The 19,065-nt window shown below is 56.2% G+C and carries 24 protein-coding genes and 2 pseudogenes; 11 read left to right on the top strand and 15 right to left on the bottom strand.

What is annotated here, in order from left to right; translation table 11 throughout:
* Positions 1-63 precede the first annotated feature (63 nt).
* Both E3E27_RS00125 and E3E27_RS00120 read left to right on the top strand, forming a co-directional pair.
* Positions 64-993 carry a hypothetical protein gene (locus E3E27_RS00125; RefSeq protein WP_167773034.1) on the top strand — a complete coding sequence of 310 codons (930 nt, stop codon included), beginning with the start codon at positions 64-66 and terminating at the stop codon, positions 991-993.
* Between the two features lie 187 nt (positions 994-1,180).
* Complete coding sequence (locus tag E3E27_RS00120; protein WP_167773033.1) at positions 1,181-1,846, top strand: hypothetical protein; 666 nt, start codon at positions 1,181-1,183, stop codon at positions 1,844-1,846.
* Between the two features lie 54 nt (positions 1,847-1,900).
* Here the strand turns inward: E3E27_RS00120 and E3E27_RS00115 are convergent, their stop codons facing one another.
* Entirely contained in the window at positions 1,901-3,217 is a 1,317-nt protein-coding gene (locus E3E27_RS00115; protein ID WP_167773032.1) for an RNA-guided endonuclease TnpB family protein, read from the bottom strand.
* 730 nt (positions 3,218-3,947) lie between these two features.
* On the opposite strand from E3E27_RS00115, the gene E3E27_RS00110 reads away from it, so the two are divergent.
* A complete protein-coding gene (locus tag E3E27_RS00110) occupies positions 3,948-5,624 on the top strand; it encodes a hypothetical protein (protein WP_371731537.1) in 1,677 nt (558 codons plus the stop codon).
* Positions 5,625-5,635: 11 nt separating this feature from the next.
* On the opposite strand, the gene E3E27_RS00105 is transcribed toward E3E27_RS00110, so the two are convergent.
* From E3E27_RS00105 to E3E27_RS00085, 5 genes are all read right to left on the bottom strand, one after another.
* Positions 5,636-5,857 (bottom strand): hypothetical protein, encoded by a 222-nt coding sequence (locus tag E3E27_RS00105; protein ID WP_167773030.1) that lies wholly within the window; start codon positions 5,855-5,857, stop codon positions 5,636-5,638.
* Positions 5,854-6,342 carry a hypothetical protein gene (locus E3E27_RS00100; protein WP_167773029.1) on the bottom strand — a complete coding sequence of 163 codons (489 nt, stop codon included), beginning with the start codon at positions 6,340-6,342 and terminating at the stop codon, positions 5,854-5,856. Before E3E27_RS00100 ends, E3E27_RS00105 begins: the two co-directional genes overlap by 4 nt.
* Before the next feature lie 10 nt (positions 6,343-6,352).
* Positions 6,353-6,790, bottom strand: coding sequence for a hypothetical protein (locus tag E3E27_RS00095; protein ID WP_014789377.1), 438 nt, complete (start codon positions 6,788-6,790; stop codon positions 6,353-6,355).
* Between the two features lie 136 nt (positions 6,791-6,926).
* Positions 6,927-7,298 carry a class I SAM-dependent methyltransferase gene (locus tag E3E27_RS10670; protein WP_371731535.1) on the bottom strand — a complete coding sequence of 124 codons (372 nt, stop codon included), beginning with the start codon at positions 7,296-7,298 and terminating at the stop codon, positions 6,927-6,929.
* Positions 7,299-7,446: 148 nt separating this feature from the next.
* The gene (locus E3E27_RS00085) at positions 7,447-7,947 is read right to left on the bottom strand and encodes a hypothetical protein (protein ID WP_014789375.1); all 501 of its coding nucleotides are present in this window, start codon (positions 7,945-7,947) and stop codon (positions 7,447-7,449) included.
* 68 nt (positions 7,948-8,015) lie between these two features.
* Between E3E27_RS00085 and E3E27_RS00080 the strand changes: the two are divergent.
* Together E3E27_RS00080 and E3E27_RS10665 are read left to right on the top strand one after the other, a co-directional pair.
* Positions 8,016-8,827, top strand: a pseudogene (locus E3E27_RS00080) (GNAT family N-acetyltransferase).
* A 50-nt stretch (positions 8,828-8,877) separates the two neighbouring features.
* Positions 8,878-9,060 (top strand): annotated as a pseudogene (locus E3E27_RS10665) (MFS transporter); the annotation flags it as partial.
* 47 nt (positions 9,061-9,107) lie between these two features.
* Here E3E27_RS10665 and E3E27_RS00075 read toward each other — a convergent pair.
* From E3E27_RS00075 to E3E27_RS00060, 4 genes are read right to left on the bottom strand one after another with little or no spacing between them, the layout of a single operon-like run.
* Entirely contained in the window at positions 9,108-9,671 is a 564-nt protein-coding gene (locus E3E27_RS00075; protein ID WP_167773028.1) for a nicotinamide-nucleotide adenylyltransferase, read from the bottom strand.
* Positions 9,665-10,084, bottom strand: a complete 420-nt coding sequence (locus tag E3E27_RS00070; RefSeq protein ID WP_371731534.1) for a type II toxin-antitoxin system VapC family toxin — start codon at positions 10,082-10,084, stop codon at positions 9,665-9,667. The genes E3E27_RS00075 and E3E27_RS00070 overlap by 7 nt, the downstream gene beginning before the upstream one ends.
* A 7-nt stretch (positions 10,085-10,091) precedes the next feature.
* The gene (locus tag E3E27_RS00065) at positions 10,092-10,292 is read right to left on the bottom strand and encodes a hypothetical protein (protein ID WP_167773027.1); all 201 of its coding nucleotides are present in this window, start codon (positions 10,290-10,292) and stop codon (positions 10,092-10,094) included.
* A 44-nt stretch (positions 10,293-10,336) separates the two neighbouring features.
* Positions 10,337-11,107 (bottom strand): S-adenosyl-l-methionine hydroxide adenosyltransferase family protein, encoded by a 771-nt coding sequence (locus E3E27_RS00060; protein ID WP_167773632.1) that lies wholly within the window; start codon positions 11,105-11,107, stop codon positions 10,337-10,339.
* A 50-nt stretch (positions 11,108-11,157) separates the two neighbouring features.
* Here E3E27_RS00060 and E3E27_RS00055 point away from each other — a divergent pair, with 50 nt between their 5' ends.
* The 3 genes from E3E27_RS00055 to pgsA are packed head-to-tail and all read left to right on the top strand — an operon-like array spanning position 11,158 to position 13,874.
* On the top strand, positions 11,158-12,765 hold the full coding sequence (locus E3E27_RS00055) for a transglutaminase-like domain-containing protein (protein WP_167773026.1): 1,608 nt from the start codon (positions 11,158-11,160) through the stop codon (positions 12,763-12,765).
* The gene (locus E3E27_RS00050; RefSeq protein WP_014789367.1) at positions 12,762-13,298 is read left to right on the top strand and encodes a tRNA (cytidine(56)-2'-O)-methyltransferase; all 537 of its coding nucleotides are present in this window, start codon (positions 12,762-12,764) and stop codon (positions 13,296-13,298) included. Before E3E27_RS00055 ends, E3E27_RS00050 begins: the two co-directional genes overlap by 4 nt.
* Before the next feature lie 9 nt (positions 13,299-13,307).
* Complete coding sequence (gene pgsA / locus E3E27_RS00045) at positions 13,308-13,874, top strand: archaetidylinositol phosphate synthase (protein WP_167773631.1); 567 nt, start codon at positions 13,308-13,310, stop codon at positions 13,872-13,874.
* A gap of 73 nt (positions 13,875-13,947) precedes the next feature.
* Here the strand turns inward: pgsA and E3E27_RS00040 are convergent, their stop codons facing one another.
* Positions 13,948-14,649, bottom strand: a complete 702-nt coding sequence (locus E3E27_RS00040) for a TIGR02253 family HAD-type hydrolase (protein WP_167773630.1) — start codon at positions 14,647-14,649, stop codon at positions 13,948-13,950.
* Between the two features lie 215 nt (positions 14,650-14,864).
* Here E3E27_RS00040 and E3E27_RS00035 point away from each other — a divergent pair, with 215 nt between their 5' ends.
* Entirely contained in the window at positions 14,865-15,080 is a 216-nt protein-coding gene (locus E3E27_RS00035; RefSeq protein WP_371731533.1) for a hypothetical protein, read from the top strand.
* Here E3E27_RS00035 and E3E27_RS00030 read toward each other — a convergent pair.
* Together E3E27_RS00030 and E3E27_RS00025 are read right to left on the bottom strand one after the other, a co-directional pair.
* On the bottom strand, positions 15,061-15,630 hold the full coding sequence (locus E3E27_RS00030) for an ASCH domain-containing protein (protein WP_167773025.1): 570 nt from the start codon (positions 15,628-15,630) through the stop codon (positions 15,061-15,063). The two genes, E3E27_RS00035 and E3E27_RS00030, sit on opposite strands and share 20 nt — an antisense overlap.
* Positions 15,627-15,965 (bottom strand): ASCH domain-containing protein, encoded by a 339-nt coding sequence (locus E3E27_RS00025; protein ID WP_167773024.1) that lies wholly within the window; start codon positions 15,963-15,965, stop codon positions 15,627-15,629. The genes E3E27_RS00030 and E3E27_RS00025 overlap by 4 nt, the downstream gene beginning before the upstream one ends.
* A gap of 90 nt (positions 15,966-16,055) precedes the next feature.
* Here E3E27_RS00025 and E3E27_RS00020 point away from each other — a divergent pair, with 90 nt between their 5' ends.
* A complete protein-coding gene (locus E3E27_RS00020; protein ID WP_014789361.1) occupies positions 16,056-16,223 on the top strand; it encodes a class III signal peptide-containing protein in 168 nt (55 codons plus the stop codon).
* Positions 16,224-16,232: 9 nt separating this feature from the next.
* A complete protein-coding gene (locus E3E27_RS00015) occupies positions 16,233-17,438 on the top strand; it encodes an A24 family peptidase C-terminal domain-containing protein (RefSeq protein WP_167773023.1) in 1,206 nt (401 codons plus the stop codon).
* 141 nt (positions 17,439-17,579) lie between these two features.
* On the opposite strand, the gene E3E27_RS00010 is transcribed toward E3E27_RS00015, so the two are convergent.
* Both E3E27_RS00010 and E3E27_RS00005 read right to left on the bottom strand, forming a co-directional pair.
* A complete protein-coding gene (locus tag E3E27_RS00010) occupies positions 17,580-18,209 on the bottom strand; it encodes an HAD-IB family phosphatase (RefSeq protein WP_167773022.1) in 630 nt (209 codons plus the stop codon).
* 39 nt (positions 18,210-18,248) lie between these two features.
* Positions 18,249-18,911, bottom strand: coding sequence for a protein-L-isoaspartate(D-aspartate) O-methyltransferase (locus tag E3E27_RS00005; protein ID WP_167773021.1), 663 nt, complete (start codon positions 18,909-18,911; stop codon positions 18,249-18,251).
* Between the last annotated feature and the right edge of the window lie 154 nt (positions 18,912-19,065).

Below are 19,065 nucleotides of genomic sequence, written 5' to 3'. Positions count from 1 at the left end.
GTCATGGATAAGCCTTAAAAACTTTTTTGAGTGGTAACAACGATGGCCGTTGGAGGGTGAGCCATGAGAACCTACTCCTTCGGCGTTGAGACGGTTCCGGCAGCTCTAGCGGACGACCTGATAGTTGGAAGCGTCCACGACGGGAGGAACTACAGGATAATGCTGGCGAGGGTCGTAGGGGAGGAAATCATTGAAACCCGCTTTCTGGCTGGAGAACACGACTGGGAGGGCCACAGCGCAGCGGAACTGGACAGCGGCTACATCATCGGCGGGGCCGTCGAAGGCGTCGCAACACCGGACGGCGGCGAGGGCTGGAAGGCCTACGTCGCGAGGCTCGACGAAAGCCTGAACGTCCTCTGGGAGCGGAAGATTGATGTGAGGGAGAACGGGGCGGTCTATTCGGTTTTTCCGACAGAAGAAGGTCTCTTCATCGCCGGCGAGACGGGAAGGCCCGGCGACAAGGGCTTCTTCCTCGGAAGGCTCTCACTCGAAGGTGAACTCCTCCTGCTGAGGGACTTTGGGCCCTGGGAAGACGTAGTATTCACGGCACTTCTTCCATCTGAGAACGGCTTCAAGCTCATCGGGAGCGTGAAAACCGGGCGCTGGGAGGTCAGGGTCTTCGATTTTGGCTCCAGCGGAGAGTTTCTCGGAGAGAAAGCCCTTGCGGAGGGGATAGCGCTGACTGCCGGTTTGTGGTGTGAAAAGCTCGTCCTCGCGGGCTACCGCGGCGAGAACTTCTGGGTTCGGGTAGGGAAGAGGGACATCACGCTCGGGGAGGGAACCGCCACTTCGATGTTCGCCACCAAAGACTGCCTTCTCGTCGGCGGGGAGCTCGAAGGAAACGCCGTCATCGTTGAACTCCCCGGAGGGGGAGAAGTGGTGGGCAGGAGAAAGCCCTGGGAGAACGGCTCGGTAGAGGTTTTGGGGGAAGGCGTTGCCCTTGGAGTGAGGGAGGGGGAGAGGATTGAGATGGTCATTGCCACTTTTCCTTAATAATCACAATATCAAAACAACCAGCCCCTGAATTCTACCGAGTTAACGAAGCGGTTGGAGAGGATCAGAAAGGCCAGTGAGACCGTTAGGAAGACTCCCCTTATCCATCTCTCCATTCCCCACCACTGAAAACAACTTCATAGGAAAAATTTAAAACCATTTTGCATTGTTATCTCTGGTGGAATGAATGAAGAGGGCCTTTCCGCTGTTTGCTCTCCTGTGGTTTGTTTTCGCCACATGGGGGCTTGAGCTGGGGGTAGCATTTGTCTACAAGACTTTCGCGGGTTCTTTAACATCCCTACCTCCGACGACCCGGCTGGAAATGCTGTGGACGATAACCATCCTCAGGGCGCTTGCGGTGGCAATCCTCCTCCGCTGGCTTGGGCTTAACTGGAGGGAACTGTTCGCCGGGAGGTTTGGAGCAAGGGAGCTGGCCCTTTCCACGGCGGTGGTTCTGGCCTTTCTGCTCCTTGAGCTGGTGTACTCGGGGTGGGAATACACTCCCCAGGCCATTGGAGAGTTCCGCTACTATCTCAGCCTTTCGGGGGGCAGGGAATCCCTTGCCGCAGTTCTCTTCGCCTCGCAGTACGCGTACTACTTCGTGGAGATTCTGGCGGTGAACCTCCTTTACGCCGGAAGCCTCAGGCTGGCAGGGGAGAGGGCCGCTGTTGTAGCCCCCACGCTTCTGTGGGGCCTTGCCCACGCCATAAACGGCATTGCAATGCCCCTTCAACAGGCGGTTCTCCTCGGGCTCTACGTTGGGCTGTTTGCCTTCGCAATGTACAGCCTCTGCCTCAAGAGCAAGAGCATGAAGGTTCCGCTCTACATCTGGTTTGCAAACCTTGCAGTTTAAAGGTGATTCTATGCGCCCGCTGACCTCCTCCCTGCCGTGAGGGGCGAGGGTTGGCTAACCCCTCGCCATTGACGGAGAGGTTTGAGGGGTTCTCATCAGGACAACCCTCGAAGAGGGTTCTTTGAACCCCTCGGGGAGGGTCTTCCCCCCATTACCCCTCCTTTGGGCGAACAAACCGCCCAAATTCGGGGTTATGGTTTTTACTGCCCTCTTCAAAATATTAAACGCTCCAACTAAATCCGCATTGAAGGTAAGCCCCGTTGCGGGACACTTAAACAAACCACGAACAAACCTCGCCCCATCGTGGGGCTTCCCGCAAACGGGGCACGTTTGCGAAGTGAAAGCCTCACCAACAACCATAACTTCAATACCATACTCCTCAGCCACTTCCTTCAAGCGTTTAATGACTGTGTTAAACCGCCACACGTGAGAGAGGATGAAATTCTGCTTCTTGCCCTTATCAGAGTTTCGAGCTATTCCCTTAGGATAGCCGACGACGATTTTCGAAACTCCCAACTCGTAGAGCCTCTGGACTGTTCCCCTAACTGCGGTATTAATGTAGTGCTTTGCCTGAAGTTTAGCCCTCTCGTGCATTCTCCTGAGCTTTCTGCTCGTCTTCTGGCCACTTTTATTGAGTTTGGACTGGTATTCGGCAGTCCTCTTCCGCCAGTAGAAGTCAATACTTTTGAGAGGCCTGCCATTCACGAGAAAGCTTTCCCCGTTCTCGACATAAACGGCCATTAAATTGTTCACTCCCAAATCAATGCCTGCTGAAAGGCTCCCCTTTGGTTTTCTCGGGAGTTTAACCCATTCCTCGCCCTCAAGTCTTTCTCTGACTTCTGAGAAGGAGATGTGGACATACCACTTCCGCTTTACCTCGTCGTAAGTTATTTCTAACCGCCCCTGCTTGCCTCTCAAGTGTATTCTTCCCTTGAACTGGATTTCCAAGCGTTTGAACTTCCCGAGGCCTTTCAATATGAGTTTGCTCCCTTCAATCCGGTACTGGTCGTTCCTGAGGACGATTAATGGTTTTCTCTTCCCGTCTTCCTTCAGGTAGTTCGGTGGTTTTGGCTTAAGCCATTCGGGGAGTTCTCCATTCCGCTTCTTTCTTGCAAGGGTGAAGAAGCTTCTCCAAGCTTCTGCATTCTTTCTCGCTATTTGTTGGACTGTGGCTGAACCGATTTCTTTCTTAAACTTCTCATAAACAGTTTTTTCCGTCGTGTTGAAGTCCACGATTTGCCCCTGGAAGAACTGTTGCCTACGGAGGTAATTCACCCTGTTCCAAACTTTGGCCCCGGCGTCGGCTAACTGATAGAGTTTCTCCTCTTGCTCCTTTGATGGTTGAAGTTTGACCGTTACCGAACGCTTCATTTCAAGTTATGGTATGAATTTTAAGCTTTAAAAAAGTGTTGCTTTCCTGCTGAATGGCTGGTTGGGTTGATTATTGCATCCCCGCCGTGAACGACGAGGCTTTCAAAAGAAAAATGTAATCCTCAGAGGAAAAAAGGTCTCGCTCGCAGTACTCCTCCGTGAGGACTTAAAGAAAAGCTGGGATTGGTTTAACGACAGGAGCACGGTCAGATACCTCTTCAACTCGGCCCATTTCACCCTCCCCGAGGAAGAAGAGGAGTTCTACTAGGATTTGAAAAAGAACCGGGACAAAGCTCCGATGTTTGCGGTTGTGGAGAACGAGGAAGAAAAGCCAGTCGGTGTGGCGGGCTTCAACTGGATTAACTGGCAGGCTGAGGGAGCACGTATGGAGCGACGGGAGATACATCGACGAGCTGATTTACGAGAGGCTCAGAAGGAACCCGGACGGGTGCCAATCCTTGGACAACTTGCAAGGGAAAGATACTTATAATTTGAAATCCAAAAGTATCCGGGATTCCCTATGAGGCACGTCGAAATTATTGTTTCATTCATCCTCATAATTCTGATCACAATGTCAGGCGGATGCATCAACGGTCCGCCTGGAGAAGGAACCGGAAGCCCTGAAACGGAAACGGCCTTCAAAAGTGGAGAACATGGACCCCCCATGAACATTTCCCCTCCGGAGGCTGTAAAAGCCACGTTTCCGAGGGGAACATTCGAACCGAAAACAGTGGACTGGTTCGCATACCCGCCGGAGTACGCGATCCTTGACGTCGTCTCCAATTTATCGAAACGGTACAACGTCACCGAGGGGAGGATAAGCGTACCCCAACCTCAGAGGAGCCTCTCAAGCTTTACCGGAACGGCGAACGACACCGAGTTCGGCCTCTTTGCCTACCCCAATTCAACGGCGGTCGAAGAAGCCATGAAAGGTGTGGTGGAACTCCTGATGGAGAACGGCTTCCAGCAGGGAGATGGAACCTTCTGGGAGAGGGGAAACGAGACCTACACGGTGTTCTACACCTACGAGCGCTACTTCTATGTCCTGTTCGTGGCGAGGACCGCTGGAGGGAGCGCGGAAGAAAGAACAGAACGCCTCTTCAGATTCACGTGGAGCATTATCACTATTGGACCCAGCCCCGGCAAGGTTCTCGGCCCCTTCCTGCCGGTCAAAGTGATCGCGGAGAAATGGAGTGAGGAGAGGGGTCTGAAGTTTTCGGGCTACCTGGACGCCCTTGAGGGGAAGGTTAAGGGAACCAACGTCAGCGCGGTTTTTCTCGTCTACCGGCCCCGTGAGGGGAGGGAGGTTTACCTCCAGCTCAAGGAGGCGTTTCTCAGGAACGGCTGGGTTGAGGGTGAGTACATCAACACAAACACCCGGGATCCGGCGGGACATCTCGTGGCGAGCGACTACTTCGAGGCCAACGGCACGGGGGCCTACATAGAGCTGGCGAGGATCGCCGGCCTGGAGCGCGTTGCCCTCCTGCTCGGAAAGTCCAGAGAGGTCAAAGCCATCGTAAACGACCTGTGGTCCGAAGGAGACCCGACGGAGGGGCTATCCTTCGAGCGGGGGGCAGAGGTGCCAGGGAGCGTTTTTAGGCCGGTCAGCGAAAGGGGCGTGAGGCCTGAAACGGTGATATCGAGGGTCCTCGATGGCCTCAGGAAGGAGTTCAACATCACGGCGGACTTTGTGGATATCCCCGATGTCCCGGCGGCGGCCTGGTACAGCGGAAGAACTGCCGACGTCGAGTTCATGTTCCTCGTCTATCCAAACGCCACCGCTTACCTCAAAGCCCTCGATGAACTGACCGAAAAGCTCCTGGCTGAAGGCTGGGAGAGAACCGACGACGGAAGGGAACCCTACGCGAGAACCTTCGCCCGGAATTCAGACACCCTAACGGCCTTCGTCCAGTACCGCTACAACCACTACCTCGCCATCGTCATCAAGAAGCCCAGGTACTCGACCAGCGACTTCTTCTGGCACGTGGTCGGCACGGGCGGAGCAAGTCCAGGTGCGCTGCTCTCCTTCGGCAAACTGAGGAACGACGTGAGGCCCTGGAACTGGACGGAAAAGGCGGGACTGAGGTTCGACGGGTACATATACAAGCTGGAGGGGAACGCCTCAGGTGACACGAAAGCGGTGGTGCTGTTCTATCCTGCCCGGCTCGGCATGGAAGTCTACTTCCAGCTCAAGAAAGCGTTCCTCGAAACGGGGTGGGTGGAGAGGGACTACGTCGAGCTTCCCTCCCATGATGAGAGGAGACACCTGGTGGCCAATGACCTCTTCGAGAAAAACGGAGAAGCGGTTTACATCGAGATCTCCACCTACGGGGACATGGACGTCCTGATACTGCTCTACGGGGACAAGCCGGGTGTCAAAACCTCTGCCAGGGCAATGTGGAGGTGAGAGGGAGGTGGCTATCTCCTGGAAAACCTGAAAAGTATCTCCCTGAGCGGCGTGGAGGGGTCAAAGTGCTCCACGAGCACCTCGACAACATCGTCGGGAAGATCGTAATCAGCGAGCGCCCTCCGGAACCGCCGCTTCGCCCTGCCGGTCACCCTAGCTATGCCCGCCACTCTGAACAGAATCACCGGGACGCGAAGAAACAGAAGATAAAGGGCGGAGCGGAGGAACCTCACTCACGCTCCCCCTTTCGTTTATCCCCGGGTTCGCCCTGGACGATGTTAATGGGGCCGAGGTGCCGTCCTCCACCCACCATTTCGCCGAGCATCTCCATCAGCTTCTTGCCGGGGTTTATAGCGTCCATGTACTCCTTCGTCAGTTCAAGGGCAGCGTCCCTATCCATTCCGGCCTCGGCCAGGTTCTTGTAGAACTCCGCCACGCTCTTTCCCATCGCCTGAACTCTCTCCGGGCTGTAGAGCTCGTTGAGGAGCTCCTTGAGCGGTTCGAGTATGTCCTCCACCATCTCGCCAACCTTATCCATGAGGGCCGGTATCTTGTCGAGGTCTTTGTCGCCCTCGTAGGCCTCGATGAGATCCGCCACGATCTCGGCCTTCTTCTTGAGAACCTCTACCTCCTCCACACTCTGGGCGTTCCTTATTTCCTCGACCAGCTCGTCGAGGAGCTCCTCCAGCTTCCTGGCTCCGGTCCTTTCGTCCACCATATCAACCACCTCAGTAATCATTAGTCTGGTCAAACCTAATCGGCATTCCGATTAGTTCGAGCCACCTTTTGACCACTCGCTTTGAGAGGGCGTAGGCCTTTCCCCTCTCGCCGGGAACCTCAACGACGATGCCAAGCTCAACCAGCTCTCTCAGCTTTGCCCGAACCGTGTTCCGCGAGGCCTTTCCGCGCCTCCCCTTCAGCTCCCGGGCTATCTGGCTGACGTTCGCCCTCTTCAGGTCGAAGAGAATTCTGACTATCTCACGCGCTATAGGGTCGGTAACCTCTGGCACGGCCACTTCTATCCCGAGCCCACCGTACTGGGCGTAGAGGTTGATGAGCCTGAGGTAGGCCTGCGCCATCTGAGAAACCACCGCAAAGCTCTCCCTGAGCTCCTCAAGGGCCTTCCTGAGCTCCTGTACCTCCCTGGCGAGTTCCTCGTCGGCCATGTTTAAGGGTAGGGTGGTCAATCCTTTGGCCTTTCCGGTCAGGGGTGAGCAGTTCAATTTCTGCAATCCAGACGTAGCGGTTCGCCCTCTCGAACCGGCACTCCAGCCCGAGCGCGGTGCAGATTTTCCCCAGCCCCTAGACGGTCGCGAAGTACTCGTCCTCCATCTCCTTCTTTAGGCCGTCCTCCGCACTTATACGCCTCTCTTCCTCCTCCGATTCGAACATCACGTCGGCGATAAGGATCTTCCCGCCAGGCTTAAGAACGCGGAGCATCTCCTTTATCGCGTCCGTCTTTTCCCCATCGGGAACATGGTGGAAGGCGTAGGTCGTTATCACGGTGTCCACACTTTCGTCCGTGAGGGGAATCCTTAAGAAGTGCCCGTCGAGGGGCTCGAAGCCGTGCTTCTCCCTGAACTTCTCACGCATTCCGACGGAAGGCTCGACGCCAATGTACTTCTCAGGGTCGAGGAAGCGCAGAACGTTCCCGGTGCCGCAGCCGATGTCCACAACAAGCCCCTAGCTCGTTCAGCAACGAGTTTGAGGACCTTCCAGTAATCCTTGTGTATCCAGTCCTCCCTTTCTACATCTTCATCGTAGCTCCTGGCCCAACCGTCGAAGTTCCAGCGCTCCATGAGGATACCTCCAAAACCTCGCCTCAGCTTGATAGCCTCTGCGTCAGGTTGAACAGCCTCTCCGCGCGGGCGGGGGACAGTTCACCCACCCCTCCGTTTTCGAGCACCGCACCCAGTTCTCTTGAGATTTCATCTAGGAGTTTCACGTCGTCCGAGAGCACTTCATCGGGATTTGGACTGTTCATGGCCGTGTGGAGGTAGACCTCCAGATTACTGGCCGCCACATGGAGCCTCCAGTACCTCTCATCTTCATTCAGCAGATAGAGGGAGAACGCTGCCTTTTCCATCATCACGGAGCAGTAAGTGTACCGGCTCAGCCTTTCCCTAAGGACATCATTGCTCACGTTGCCATCGAGCATTATCCCGATGGTGTTCATGTCTTCCAGGCAGAAGACCGCGATGTTTGAAACATCGAGTATGCCATTCAGAGTGGCCTCAAACTCCCTTTCCTGCTGATGGTATGCGTAGCCGAGGGAGGCGGAAATGATGAGCAACGCGACGGCGAGCGCGAGGAGGCGATTCATTAACACCACCACTCGTAATAACGAAAGAACCTTAAAAGTGTTTTTCCAATCAGGCAACGGGTGGTGGTATGGAACCTCTCATAAGGGAAGCCAGACCTGAGGACAGACCCTTCATCGAGGAGATTTCAAGGCTCACGTGGGGCGGAGAAGACTACCTGGCGGGGGTCTTTGACGAGTGGCTTAGAGACGGCCACTACTACGTGTTGGAGGTTGATGGAAAGGTAATCGGCACGGCGAAGCTGACGCTTCTCCCGGGAAAGGTCGGCTGGCTGGAGGGGCTCAGGGTTCACCCGGATTACAGAGGTAGGGGCTACGGGAGGAAGCTCCACGGCTTTATGCTTGAACTGGCGAGAGGCTCGCCCACGAGAGGAAGATTGAAGCCCTTGAGTTCGCGACTTACTTCCTCAACCGCGAGAGCATTTCGATGGCCGAGAGAACGGGCTTCCACGTCAAGGCCAGGTTCTTCGTCTTCGGGGCAAAAACCGAGAGCTTCGAGCCGGAGGAGCCTGAGCGGATAGAGCCGACCCTTGAGGACCTGACGCTCGGTACCGTTCCCGTCGGCTGGAAGTTCGTCCACAGGAGCGAGGAAGCTTTAGAGTGGATTAAGGAAAACGCCGAGCTCTACGACATCAACGGCTTCCGCTTTTTGGTCCCGAAGGAGGGAGCAACTTTCACGCCTCTGGACGTCGGTCTCGCGACGCTCAAGGCTATCCTTCCAGCGATGGCATGGGTAGCGAGGGAGAGGGGCAGGGAAGAGTTCGACGTGATGCTCCCGAGCGGGGTTAAGCCGCTCCTGCCGGGGTTAAAACGGCTCGGCCTCCTCCTCTGGGACGAGGCGGAGGAGCCGAACGTGCTGGTGTTCAGGAAGAGGCTGGTTTAAGCCACGATGGCCATGAACGCCCGCCTGCGTCCTTCCAGGCCCCACCGGGCGAGTTCCACGCGGCGATATCGAGCTACCGGAAGGTTCTTGGCCTCGTCACGCCGTTCATCGCCGGGGCGCTGGCAAGCGTTCACGCGACGTTGCCATATGCAGTTAGTCTGGGGCTGTTTTTGGTGGCGGGAGCGATGTTCTGGTGGCTGGCGGGGAAACGCCAGAAAGCTCAAGGAGATTGAAAAGAGAGTGAAGGGGATTAGAAACTAAAATCAGACTTCGGAGCGGCTCAAAACTCCGGAATCCTTATCGGTGCCTGAAGCTCCTTCTCGTTTTTCTCGAGGTTTGTGGCGAGCATCTTTATCCTTTCACAGCCCTTTATCTCTCTGATAAACTCGGCCACGCTCCTCGGCACGAGCTCCTCCCAGGGCTGCCCGTCGACCATACGCTTTCTTATCTCGGTCGCCGATAGAATGTCCTTCCTGAACATCGGCTGGACGATTACCTCGTAGCCTTTCTCTCTGAAGAGCTGTGCAACGAGCGAGTTGCCCGTGAAAACCACATCGAAGCGCGGGACCATGCTCACCACGTAGGTCGCCCAGATGGCGTTGAAGTTTATGTCCGGGAGAGGAATCAGGTAGTAGCGTTTCTCAACCCCTGCCTCGTCCAGGGCCCTTATCAGCATCTCCATTCTCTCGCTCGTCGTGAAGGGATTCTTGAGCGTGTGGCTCGCCTGGGCGCTCCCAATTCCGATGATGACCTCATCAACCTGCGAGAAAACGAACTCAAGGGCCTTTATGTGCCCGTTGTGGACCGGCTGAAACCGGCCGACGAAGAGTCCGCGCTTTACCATTCAATCACCTCCAACCAGGGAATTCCCTCACCTTTGGCGGCATCGACGAAGTCGGAATCAAGGGTAACCAGAGTTAGACCGTAGAACTTCGCGGTGGCAAGGATTATGGCATCGTTGGGCAGGAGGGCGTGGTTAAGAACCATCTTGAACGCAAGGTCGCTTATCTCCTCGGTGAGCGGAACCTCCACGAAGTTCTCCCTGAGAAACCTGTAGAGCTTCAGGAGTTTAGCGCCCTGAGCGTTGAGTTCCTTCCTGTTTCCCCTGAGCGTCAGGTAGCTCTTTCCCGTGATGTTCTTCAGGAAGATGAAGAGAACCTCGCTGAAGATCACCGCGTTTATGAACTTGGGCTCATTCCCAAGACCCTTGAGCAGGTCCCTCGCCCTTGGATTGCCCTTTAAAGTCTCCAGTATCACCGAGGAGTCAACCAAATAGCTCTTCATAGGCCTCAAGCCTCATTTCCCTGGCGGATTTTTCAGTAGGCATGATGCCGAAGACGTCATCAACTGTAACCGAGGGCTTTTCCACCAAACGCCTCAGCCCTTTCACCAGCGCCTCCAGCTCCTTTTCAAAGATACCCTCAAGACCCTCGGGAACCGAGACCCTGACCTTTATCTCCTCCATCTTCCCACCGTCTATCACTCGTTTTTACGGTTGATAACCTTTTCTCAGAGCAGTTTCACCCTCACCTTGTCCCCGACCTTCAGACCAAGCATTTCCGCCGCGCTCCCCTGATTGACGGCTATTTCAAGGTAGTCGTGGCTTCCGGGTAGGGCCAAAAGCTCTCCTGGCTTTACGTAGCCGTAGGCGTCGAGGTAGGGGATACTCAAGCCGAAATCCTGAAGTTCAACGGCCTTTGGCCTTCCGTAGTTCTCAAGGTTGAGGATAACGTTGCCGAAGTCGTCGATGTAAATCACCTTCAGGAGCCATGCCTCGCCCTCCTTCTTCGGCTCGACGTCGAGCCTAATCAGCGAGTCGAGAGGAATCTCCTCCGCGAACTCTTCCGGAGAAACGCCCCTCTCGATTAACGCACCCGCTGGACCGAAAACGTCCCTCCCGTGGAAGGTCGAGCTTATCCTCCAGCCGGTGAAGCGCCTTATCCTCTCGAAATCTATGGCCCAGGCCCTTCTGGGATTTACGTGCTTGAGCGGGAGCGTGGCTAAACCGTTGTCGGGAACGACCAGCCACTGGTCGCCTTCGATTATTACCGCCCTCCTCTCGGTCCCGACGCCGGGATCGATGACACCGACGTGAACCGTTCCCGGAGGCGAGTATTTCACCACCTGCTCCATCACAAAAGAGCCCTCAATGATGGAGTGTCGCGTAACAGCATGCGTCACATCGACGATCCTCGCGTCGGGGTTGACCCTCAGCATCGCCACCTTCATCTCGCCGACGTAAGGCCCCTTAAGCCCGAAGTCCGTCGTCAGCGTTATCATTCCCACCACCTAAAGCTTATTAACGGTTCGGGCTTTAAAGGGTTTGGAAGATGACCATGAGAAGGCTCGCCCTCACCCTGCTCCTGATTCTTATCGTGGTTGCCTCGGGCTGTCTCTTCAAACCTCCCGCCGAGGTCAGATTCTCGGTTGATAAAACAGTAGTGGCTCCCGACGGAACGCTCCACGTCATCGTCTTCGTGAACAACACGGGCAAGGTCGGATTGACGGGGGCAACCCTCGTTCTCGGCGACGACAGCTTCCAGATACTCCAGGAGCCAAAGTTCCCGGACGTTCTGCCCGTGGGCCAGTCCGTTCAGCTGGTCTGGATACTCAAGGCCCCTGCCATACCCGGTTACTACAACCTCAAGCTCTCCCTCGAGCTGACCGATGAGCTTAAAAGAACCTGGACGGGCTTCTACGGACAGTTCAGGATCTCCGTCTCACGGGACGTTCTTCCCTCAGAGGAAGTCGAACTGGACGTGAAGAGGCCGGGAGTGCTGGAGGGAGGAGAGGTCTCGATCATAACCGTCACCATAAGGAACCGGCTGGAGGTTCCGGTGGATCTCCTTGATGTTAGACTCGACCTCCTCGATGGAATGAAAGTAACCGCCGCCGACGCGCTGCCGGACGAGCTGAACAGGGAGGAAACGGTTACCCTCAGGTACACCGTCAAGGCACCCTACGCCTACAGAAAGGGATACGTCTCGGCGATACTCAGGTACAGGATAGGCGACGCCGAGAAGAGCGTCGTCGAGAGCGTACCCCTTGAGATAACGTGGAGGCCCTGGGAGAAGAGCGAGGAAACCCTCAGGGAAGCCTACGGATTGAAGTACCACTGGATAACGGACAGGTATCTGGTCGATGGCTACTGGGCAGACCTCTACAACTCAACCCCCTCCTTCGACAGGGCCGAGATAAGGAGTCTTACCCTTAGGATAATCGGGAACACCAGCTCGGAGGAGGGTGCCGCGGAGAGGCTGTTAAGCTGGCTGGTAAGCAACTACTCCCTCGGGGACACCACCTCGACCCTGGAACCGGAAAAGATACTCCTCCAGGACAGGATAAGCTACGCCGAGGGTCAGATACTCCTGACCGCGATGCTCCGCTCCATAGACGTCCCGGCAAGGGTCGTCACGGTGTACAACGGAACGGACTGCACCAGAAGGCCGGTGACGGAGTTCTACACGACCGACGGCTGGTACGTCGTAGACATCAGGCACTCGTTCATCGGCTCCCTGGAGGACTACCTCGCCAGCCCCTACTTTCCGCGGCTGTACCAGATGATAACGGTGGAAGGATACCGGATAGTCGCCCAGAACCCAACGGACCTCAGCGGACACGGCCACGTTGATATAACCGGGGACTTCACGGCCAACCTGGAGGACAGGCTCCTGAGCGTCGTTAGTGACAGACTGAAGCCGGAACTCCGCTCCAAGCTCACTATGGTGCTCAACAACCTGAACGAGAACGAGAGGCTCTACGCCCTCTTCCTCCTGGCCTCGGCCCCGAACGATGAAGAGCTCAACAGGGTGGTGGAGGAGTACAGCACCAAGAGAATGGAGCAAAACGTAAAAACCATGTACGAGTTCTACAGGGACATGACGTGGAGCGACGACTTCACGAAGTACTGGAGGATATTCGCGGGTGATGTGAGATGATAACCGTGCTTCGCCTTGGTCACAGACCTGAGAGGGACAAGAGGATAACGACCCACGTCGCTCTGACGGCGAGGGCGTTTGGGGCGGATAAAATCGTCATAGCTGCGGAAGAAGACGAGCACGTGAGGGAGAGCGTCGAGGACGTTGTGAGGCGCTGGGGGGGACCGTTCGAGATAACCTTCGACCCGGGCTGGAAGCGGCTGATGAGGGAGTGGAAGGAGCGAGGAGGAATGATAGTCCACCTCACGATGTACGGGATCCACATCGACGACGCGATGCCAAGAATCAGGGACGAGCTGAAGGAAGGCAGGGACGTGCTCGTCGTCGTCGGTGCCGAGAAGGTGCCCCGAGACGTCTATGAGATCGCAGATTACAACGTCGGCGTGGGGAACCAGCCCCACAGCGAGGTTGCCGCTTTGGCGGTCTTCCTCGACAGGCTCCTTGAAGGACAGGGCCTGAGGAAGGAGTTCCAGAATGCAAAACTCAAGATAATCCCGCAGGAGAGGGGGAAGAGGGTAATCGAGCTGAAGTGAGGGATGCTCATGGTTCTCAACCGCTACCGCGAGAACGTTAAGGGCTACCTTGAGGCCCTCGTGAGACCCCTCGCGAGGGCGGGAGTGACTCCGAACACGATAACCGTCCTCGGCCTGCTGATAAGCCTCGCCGGGGCGTACCTCTTCTACCGCGGCGAGCAGGTCATAGCGGCTCTCGTTCTGCTCTTCGGCTCTCTCGTCGATGCCCTCGACGGAACGCTCGCAAGACTCACAGGGAAGACGAGCCGCTTTGGAGCGTTCCTGGATTCAACCTTCGACAGGATAAGCGATGGTGCGGTTCTCTTCGGGATAGCCCTGGGCAACCTCGCCGACTGGCGTGTTGCTTTCATTGCCTTCATGGGGAGCTACCTCGTCAGCTACGAGCGCTGCAGGGCCGAGCTGGCCGGCTCCGGAAGGCTGGCCGTTGGGATAGCCGAGAGGGCCGAGAGGCTACTGATAATAATCATCACCGCGCTCTTCGGCCATGTTGAGTACGGCCTCTATGCAGTTGCAGTCCTGGCGTGGATAACCGTCCTCCAGAGGCTTTACGCCGCCTACCAGAGGCTCAGGGAGTGAAGAAGAGGGGAATGACGAAAATTTCGCTAGGCGAGCCGCCAGGGCGATGAAGACCCCTGCCGTTGCCGACCCCTCACATCAACCCCTTCACGATTTCAACGACCTCGCTCAGCTTTGAAACCACGAAGTCGCAGTTGCCCCACAGTTCTCTCTTTGTCCCATTCGGGTCGAGAAGGACGCTGAGCATTCCAACGTTTTTCGCCCCAACGCAGTCCTTTGACGGGTTGTCGCCGACGTAGAGAGCTTCGCTCGCTTCAACGCCGGCCCTCTCAAGGGCGAGCCTAAATGGTCTCTCGTGGGGCTTGTAGAAGCCGGCGTCCTCACTGGTGGTTATCGAGTCAAAGAGGTCGTAGATGCCAAGTGCCTTCAGGTGGGCCTCTATGTAGTCGTTGTCCGAATCGGTGATTATCCCAACGTGCAGGCCAAGGTCTTTAAGTGCTTTAATCGTCTCGACGGCATCGGGGAAGAGCTTGCCATACCTCGCGTGCATCTCAAGACTAATCTCCCAGAAGTCCTCAGGAACTGTGAAGCCATAACGCTCGGCCACTCTTCTCATGGCCTCGATATCAACGTCCCGGATTTTGACGTAGGGCTTGCCTGCGAGCTCCTTGAACATCACCGAGCTTTCCTCCTCGTACTCCTCCCACAGCCGCAGGTAGTCCAGGTCTTCCCTCCCGGCCTTTCTGAGGACTTCCCTCACGATGTTCTGGTGGGTTACGTTTTCGCCCTCCTTGGTTATGAGCGTCCCGACGAAGTCGAAGAAGACTGCCTTCATTTCCACCACCGTTTCCCGTTCTCCTTTAGGATTAAAACGCTTCCCGCCGGGGAGACGAACGGCCATCAAAAAACTTTCGATAAGTTGGACGTCTGACAGAAAAAGTTGAGAAAGGTTTTTATCATAAATCAACTTCCTGTTGTGCAGGAGGTGAGGAAAATCGAGCTATACTCCTCGTCTGGGGGGTTCGAGACGAGGTTCTGGAAAGGCTCCCCGTGAGTGGCTACTGGCTCTACGAGGAGTACGATTTCATAGCCAGTGTGGACTTCGCGAGCGAGAGGGAAATGGAGGAGTTTGAAAAGGTCCTCAGAAGGCTAATCAATGGCAACACCTTCAAGCTCATGCCCGTCAGGCTCTCCGCAATCAAGAGGGAGGTCGGGGGAGAAGAGACGGTTACGCTCCTGGAGAGCGTCAAAGCTTCGGCCCCATGATGCCCTTTCTTTTAAGCTCCTCGTAGGCCCGCCTCAGGGCCTCCCTTATGAGGTGTCTCTTGTTAAGACCGCCGAGTCTGTAGGCCGCTTTTCTGAGACTGCCAGTCTTGAGGAATAGTTCGATTAGCCTCCTGTCCTCCTCGGGCAAATCGAGGTATTTTAAGGCCTTCTCCGCTATCTCGACCGGCAGGTTCCCCTCATAGGCGTAGTCAGAGCTCATAACCGGTTTATCAAAGCGCTCAACGAGGCGGAAGACTATGACGTGGGCCTTCGAGTCGTCGTTCACCCACCTGTAGTGCTCCCTCAGAGCGTTGATTAACTCCTCCCTGCTCGAGAAGCCGTCGAGGAAGGCGTCCTCATCGGTCAGCTCCTTCACCGTCTTGCTCTCGACCCTCTCGATTACGGCCTTCCCTATCGCGTAGCCGCCGGAGTGTATCAGGACAGTGTCGCCCTCCTTCAGGTTCGGCCTCCTGCCGAGCCTCACCGTGGCCCTCTTCCTGCCTTTTAGTATCGCTTCCCTATACCTCCCGTCGAACTCGAGGTGCTTCATCTCCCCTCACCGAGGAGCTTGAACTTTATGGCGATGACGCCGTAGCGGTTCTCCTTCCACTTGGGGTAGAGGTTGTGGAACCGCTTTACGGCCCTCTCGAAGCTCGGTTCATCAGGAAAGATTTTCTTTATCGGCTCCTCCCTCAGCACCTGACGGAAGGTCTCGTAGCGTTTAACTTCAGTTACAACGGCAGGAATCGAGTCGTTGAATATGAGCTTGTCGCCGGGCTGAATTTTCCTGAGCTGGGGATAGGCCACTCGAACCTCTATCCTCTTCTCCCCGGACTTTATGAAGTCGAGGTACTCGTCGCGGACTTTCAGGTGATAAATCCTCATCTTTCATCACACCCCACTTTTCCGCCCCGCTTAAAAGGCTGATGGAAACTTTTAAATCCTTTAGCGCCGAAGTAAAGTCAGGTGTGAGAGATGAGAAGGAGTGCCCAGAGCGCCATCGAGTACCTCTTCATGCTGGCTGCGGTGCTGGTGCTCGTGCTCATGGCCACCAGGGTGGTGCTCAACGGAGTAAAGAACATGAACGAGGCAATAAGCGACTACGTAACCCAGGTCAGGCAGGAGATACTCGAAGACCTTTGAGGTGGAATCATGGAATACGTCCCCCTCCTTCTGGGGCTGGTTATGGGAGCCGTTACTTCTTACACCGATCTAAAGACCGGGTTCATTGACGACATACACGTTTTTCCCACCCTCGCGCTCATCGGGAAGCTCCGCGGCTGGGAGGGCGAGGAGAGCGAGGGAACGCTCGATAGGATCCCCATTCCCGCCGTCGAGGTTGGGGTTCTCTACTACCTCTACCGCGGTCTCGAGGGGAACGACCTCCTTTTGGCCGCCTCCGGAGTCCTCGGATTTCTCCTCGGCCTGACCCTGGGACTGCTTCTCTACTACATCGGCGCCTGGGCGAGCGGTGACGCGATCATTCTGGCGGGCTTCTCGGCCCTCCTGCCCTACCCCCCCGCGAGTGCCTCCACGGTGCCGCCGTACGCCCTAAGCTATCCCCTGTATCCCTTGACAATACTCCTCAACAGCCTGATAGCGGTGTTCCCGTTCGTGTTCATCTACTCCCTCGGCGTTATTCTACTGAGAAAGCAGTTCGACGATCTCAGGAGGATCCTCACCGAGAGAGCGAGGTTTACCGTCGAGGTGTCCCTCTGGATAATGGCCGCCCTGGGATTCAGGCTCGTAATCCATGAGACGGCGGGAATAGAGATAGTGGGACTCTGGTCGTGGATCTTCACGGTGGCCGTGATATACGTTCTGGGCAAGTTCAGGAGGGTTGGAGACCTCGTGGGCCTGGCCGTTCTGGCGTACCTCTTGTATAGGGACCCAGTGCCGATGGCCGAGGCGTTCCTCAGGCTCCTCGCGGTGCTCTACACGTTCAAGGTGTTCTTCTCGCTGGTGAAGTTCATGCGGAAGAACGTCCTCATGGAGGAGGTTCCGGTGGAGGCCCTGGGCGAGTGGGACATACTGGGGGAGACTATTTTCGAGAAAGACGGCGATGTTGGAAGGGACAGGGACGACCTCTTCACGAGGATCAAGAGGGCCATCGCGATGGCCGACCCCTCGCTCCTCAGGCCAGACTACGGAAGGATCATAGCGTCCCCAACCGCCGAGGGACTCAGGAAGGAGCAGATAGAGGAGCTGAGACGCCTCGTTGAGGAAGGAAGGCTGGAGAACAGGTTTTTAAGGAAGAAGTCGATGCCCTTCGCTCCGGCGCTCTTCCTCGGCTTCCTGATAAGCTACTTCTGGGGAGACGTCTTCTGGTGGATACAGCTCAAGATGGCCGGGCTGTGAGGGTAAGTTTTTAATCACCAAACCGGATTAGGGCACGGCCCGGCGCCCGCCCTCCCTGGGGAATCGTGAACCGGGGGTTCCGGCCGGGCCGACAGGGGAATGATGAGCTTTTGCTTTGCCGAGTGGTGAGGAGCACGCCCTTCACTGACCCCCTATTAAGCCCTCGATTATCTCCCTGACCTCGTGGAGGCTCTCGACGACGTGGTCGCCCTCAACGCCCTCGTGCGGGTTTATGGCTATTGCCACGTCCGCCTCGCGGAACATGCTGAGGTCGTTGTAGCCGTCTCCAACCGCCACCGTCAGTTCCGGTTTAAGCTCCTCCTTCAGGCCCCTCAGTATGGCACCCTTGCTCCTGAAGTCCACGATCGGATTCACCTTCCCGGTTATGGAGCCGTTCTCGTCGAATATCAGCTCGTTGGCGAAGACGTAATCGACGCCTAGTTCTTCCCCCACTTTTCTCGCGAGGCACAAGAGGCCGCTGCTCAGAATGGCTATTCTGAAGTCGTTCCTCCGGAGGAAGTCTATGAGCTCCTCCACGCCTTCCATGTACTCAACCGAGCGAACCCACTCCATTATCTCCTCCTTGGTGTGCCCCCTCCAGAGGGACGCGTCGAGCTCGGCCCACTCCGCGTAGTCAATCTTTCCGGAGAAGAAAAGCTCCGCGTACTCCTTCCCCTTCTCCCACGTGCCGAACCTCTTATGAAGCTCCACCCAGCCCGAGATTGACTTGACGAGAGTTCCCTCAAGGTCAAAAGCTATGAGCCTTACCACATTACCACCCTGGAAAAAGGAGGGAAAAAGCTTAAAAGCCTACCCCCGCCAGCCGTGCGCCCCTATGAGGGGCACAAAGACAACGCTGCCCCAGCGCCTTTTTCTTATCCTCCCGTCATCAGTCTTCTCCACAACGTACAGCTCCTGCCACAGGTGGTGGCTTCCCACAGGTATTATCAGCCACCCCCCAGGTTTGAGCTGCTCGAGGAGGGGCTTTGGAACCTCGGGCGCTCCGGCGGTTACAATTATCCTGTCGTAAGGGGCTTTCGGAGGAAAGCCGAGCGTCCCGTCACCAAGGAAAACGTGGACGTTCTTTACCCCCGCCCTTTCAAGGTTCTGCCTCGCGAACTCAACCAACTCGGGAATCCTCTCGATGGTATAGACGTCGGTCCCCACGAGTTCCGAGATTAGGGCCGCGTTCCAGCCACTGCCAGTTCCTATCTCGAGGACGTTCATTCCCGGTTTTAGGTCTGCCAGCTCAAGCATTATTGCAACCATATGTGGGGCACTCACTGTTTGCCCGGCTGGGATCGGCAGAGGCTCGTCGAGATGGGCATACTTTTGATGCCTCTTCTCGACAAAGAGGTAGCGGGGGTACTTTAGAAAAGCCCTCCTAACGGCATCGCTCCGTATCAACCCCTCACTGGAGAGGCTCTCAACGGTCCTCTCCCACAAACGCCTTAACCCAGTCTCGTCAGACATGAAAGGATAACCAACTTGGGAACATTTAAGGATTGCGAAGAGAACCGAGAGAAGTTAGATAGTGGCCGGCGGCGTCCCCGGTTTCCCGCCCCCTCTCGGAGGGCAGTACACCCGGGATCGCTGGCGGGCTTAACTTCCGGGGTCGAAACGAGAC

The organism is Thermococcus sp. MV11 (assembly GCF_012027285.1).
Taxonomy (GTDB): Archaea; Methanobacteriota_B; Thermococci; order Thermococcales; family Thermococcaceae; genus Thermococcus; species Thermococcus cleftensis.
This window is presented reverse-complemented; position numbering and strand designations above follow the sequence as displayed.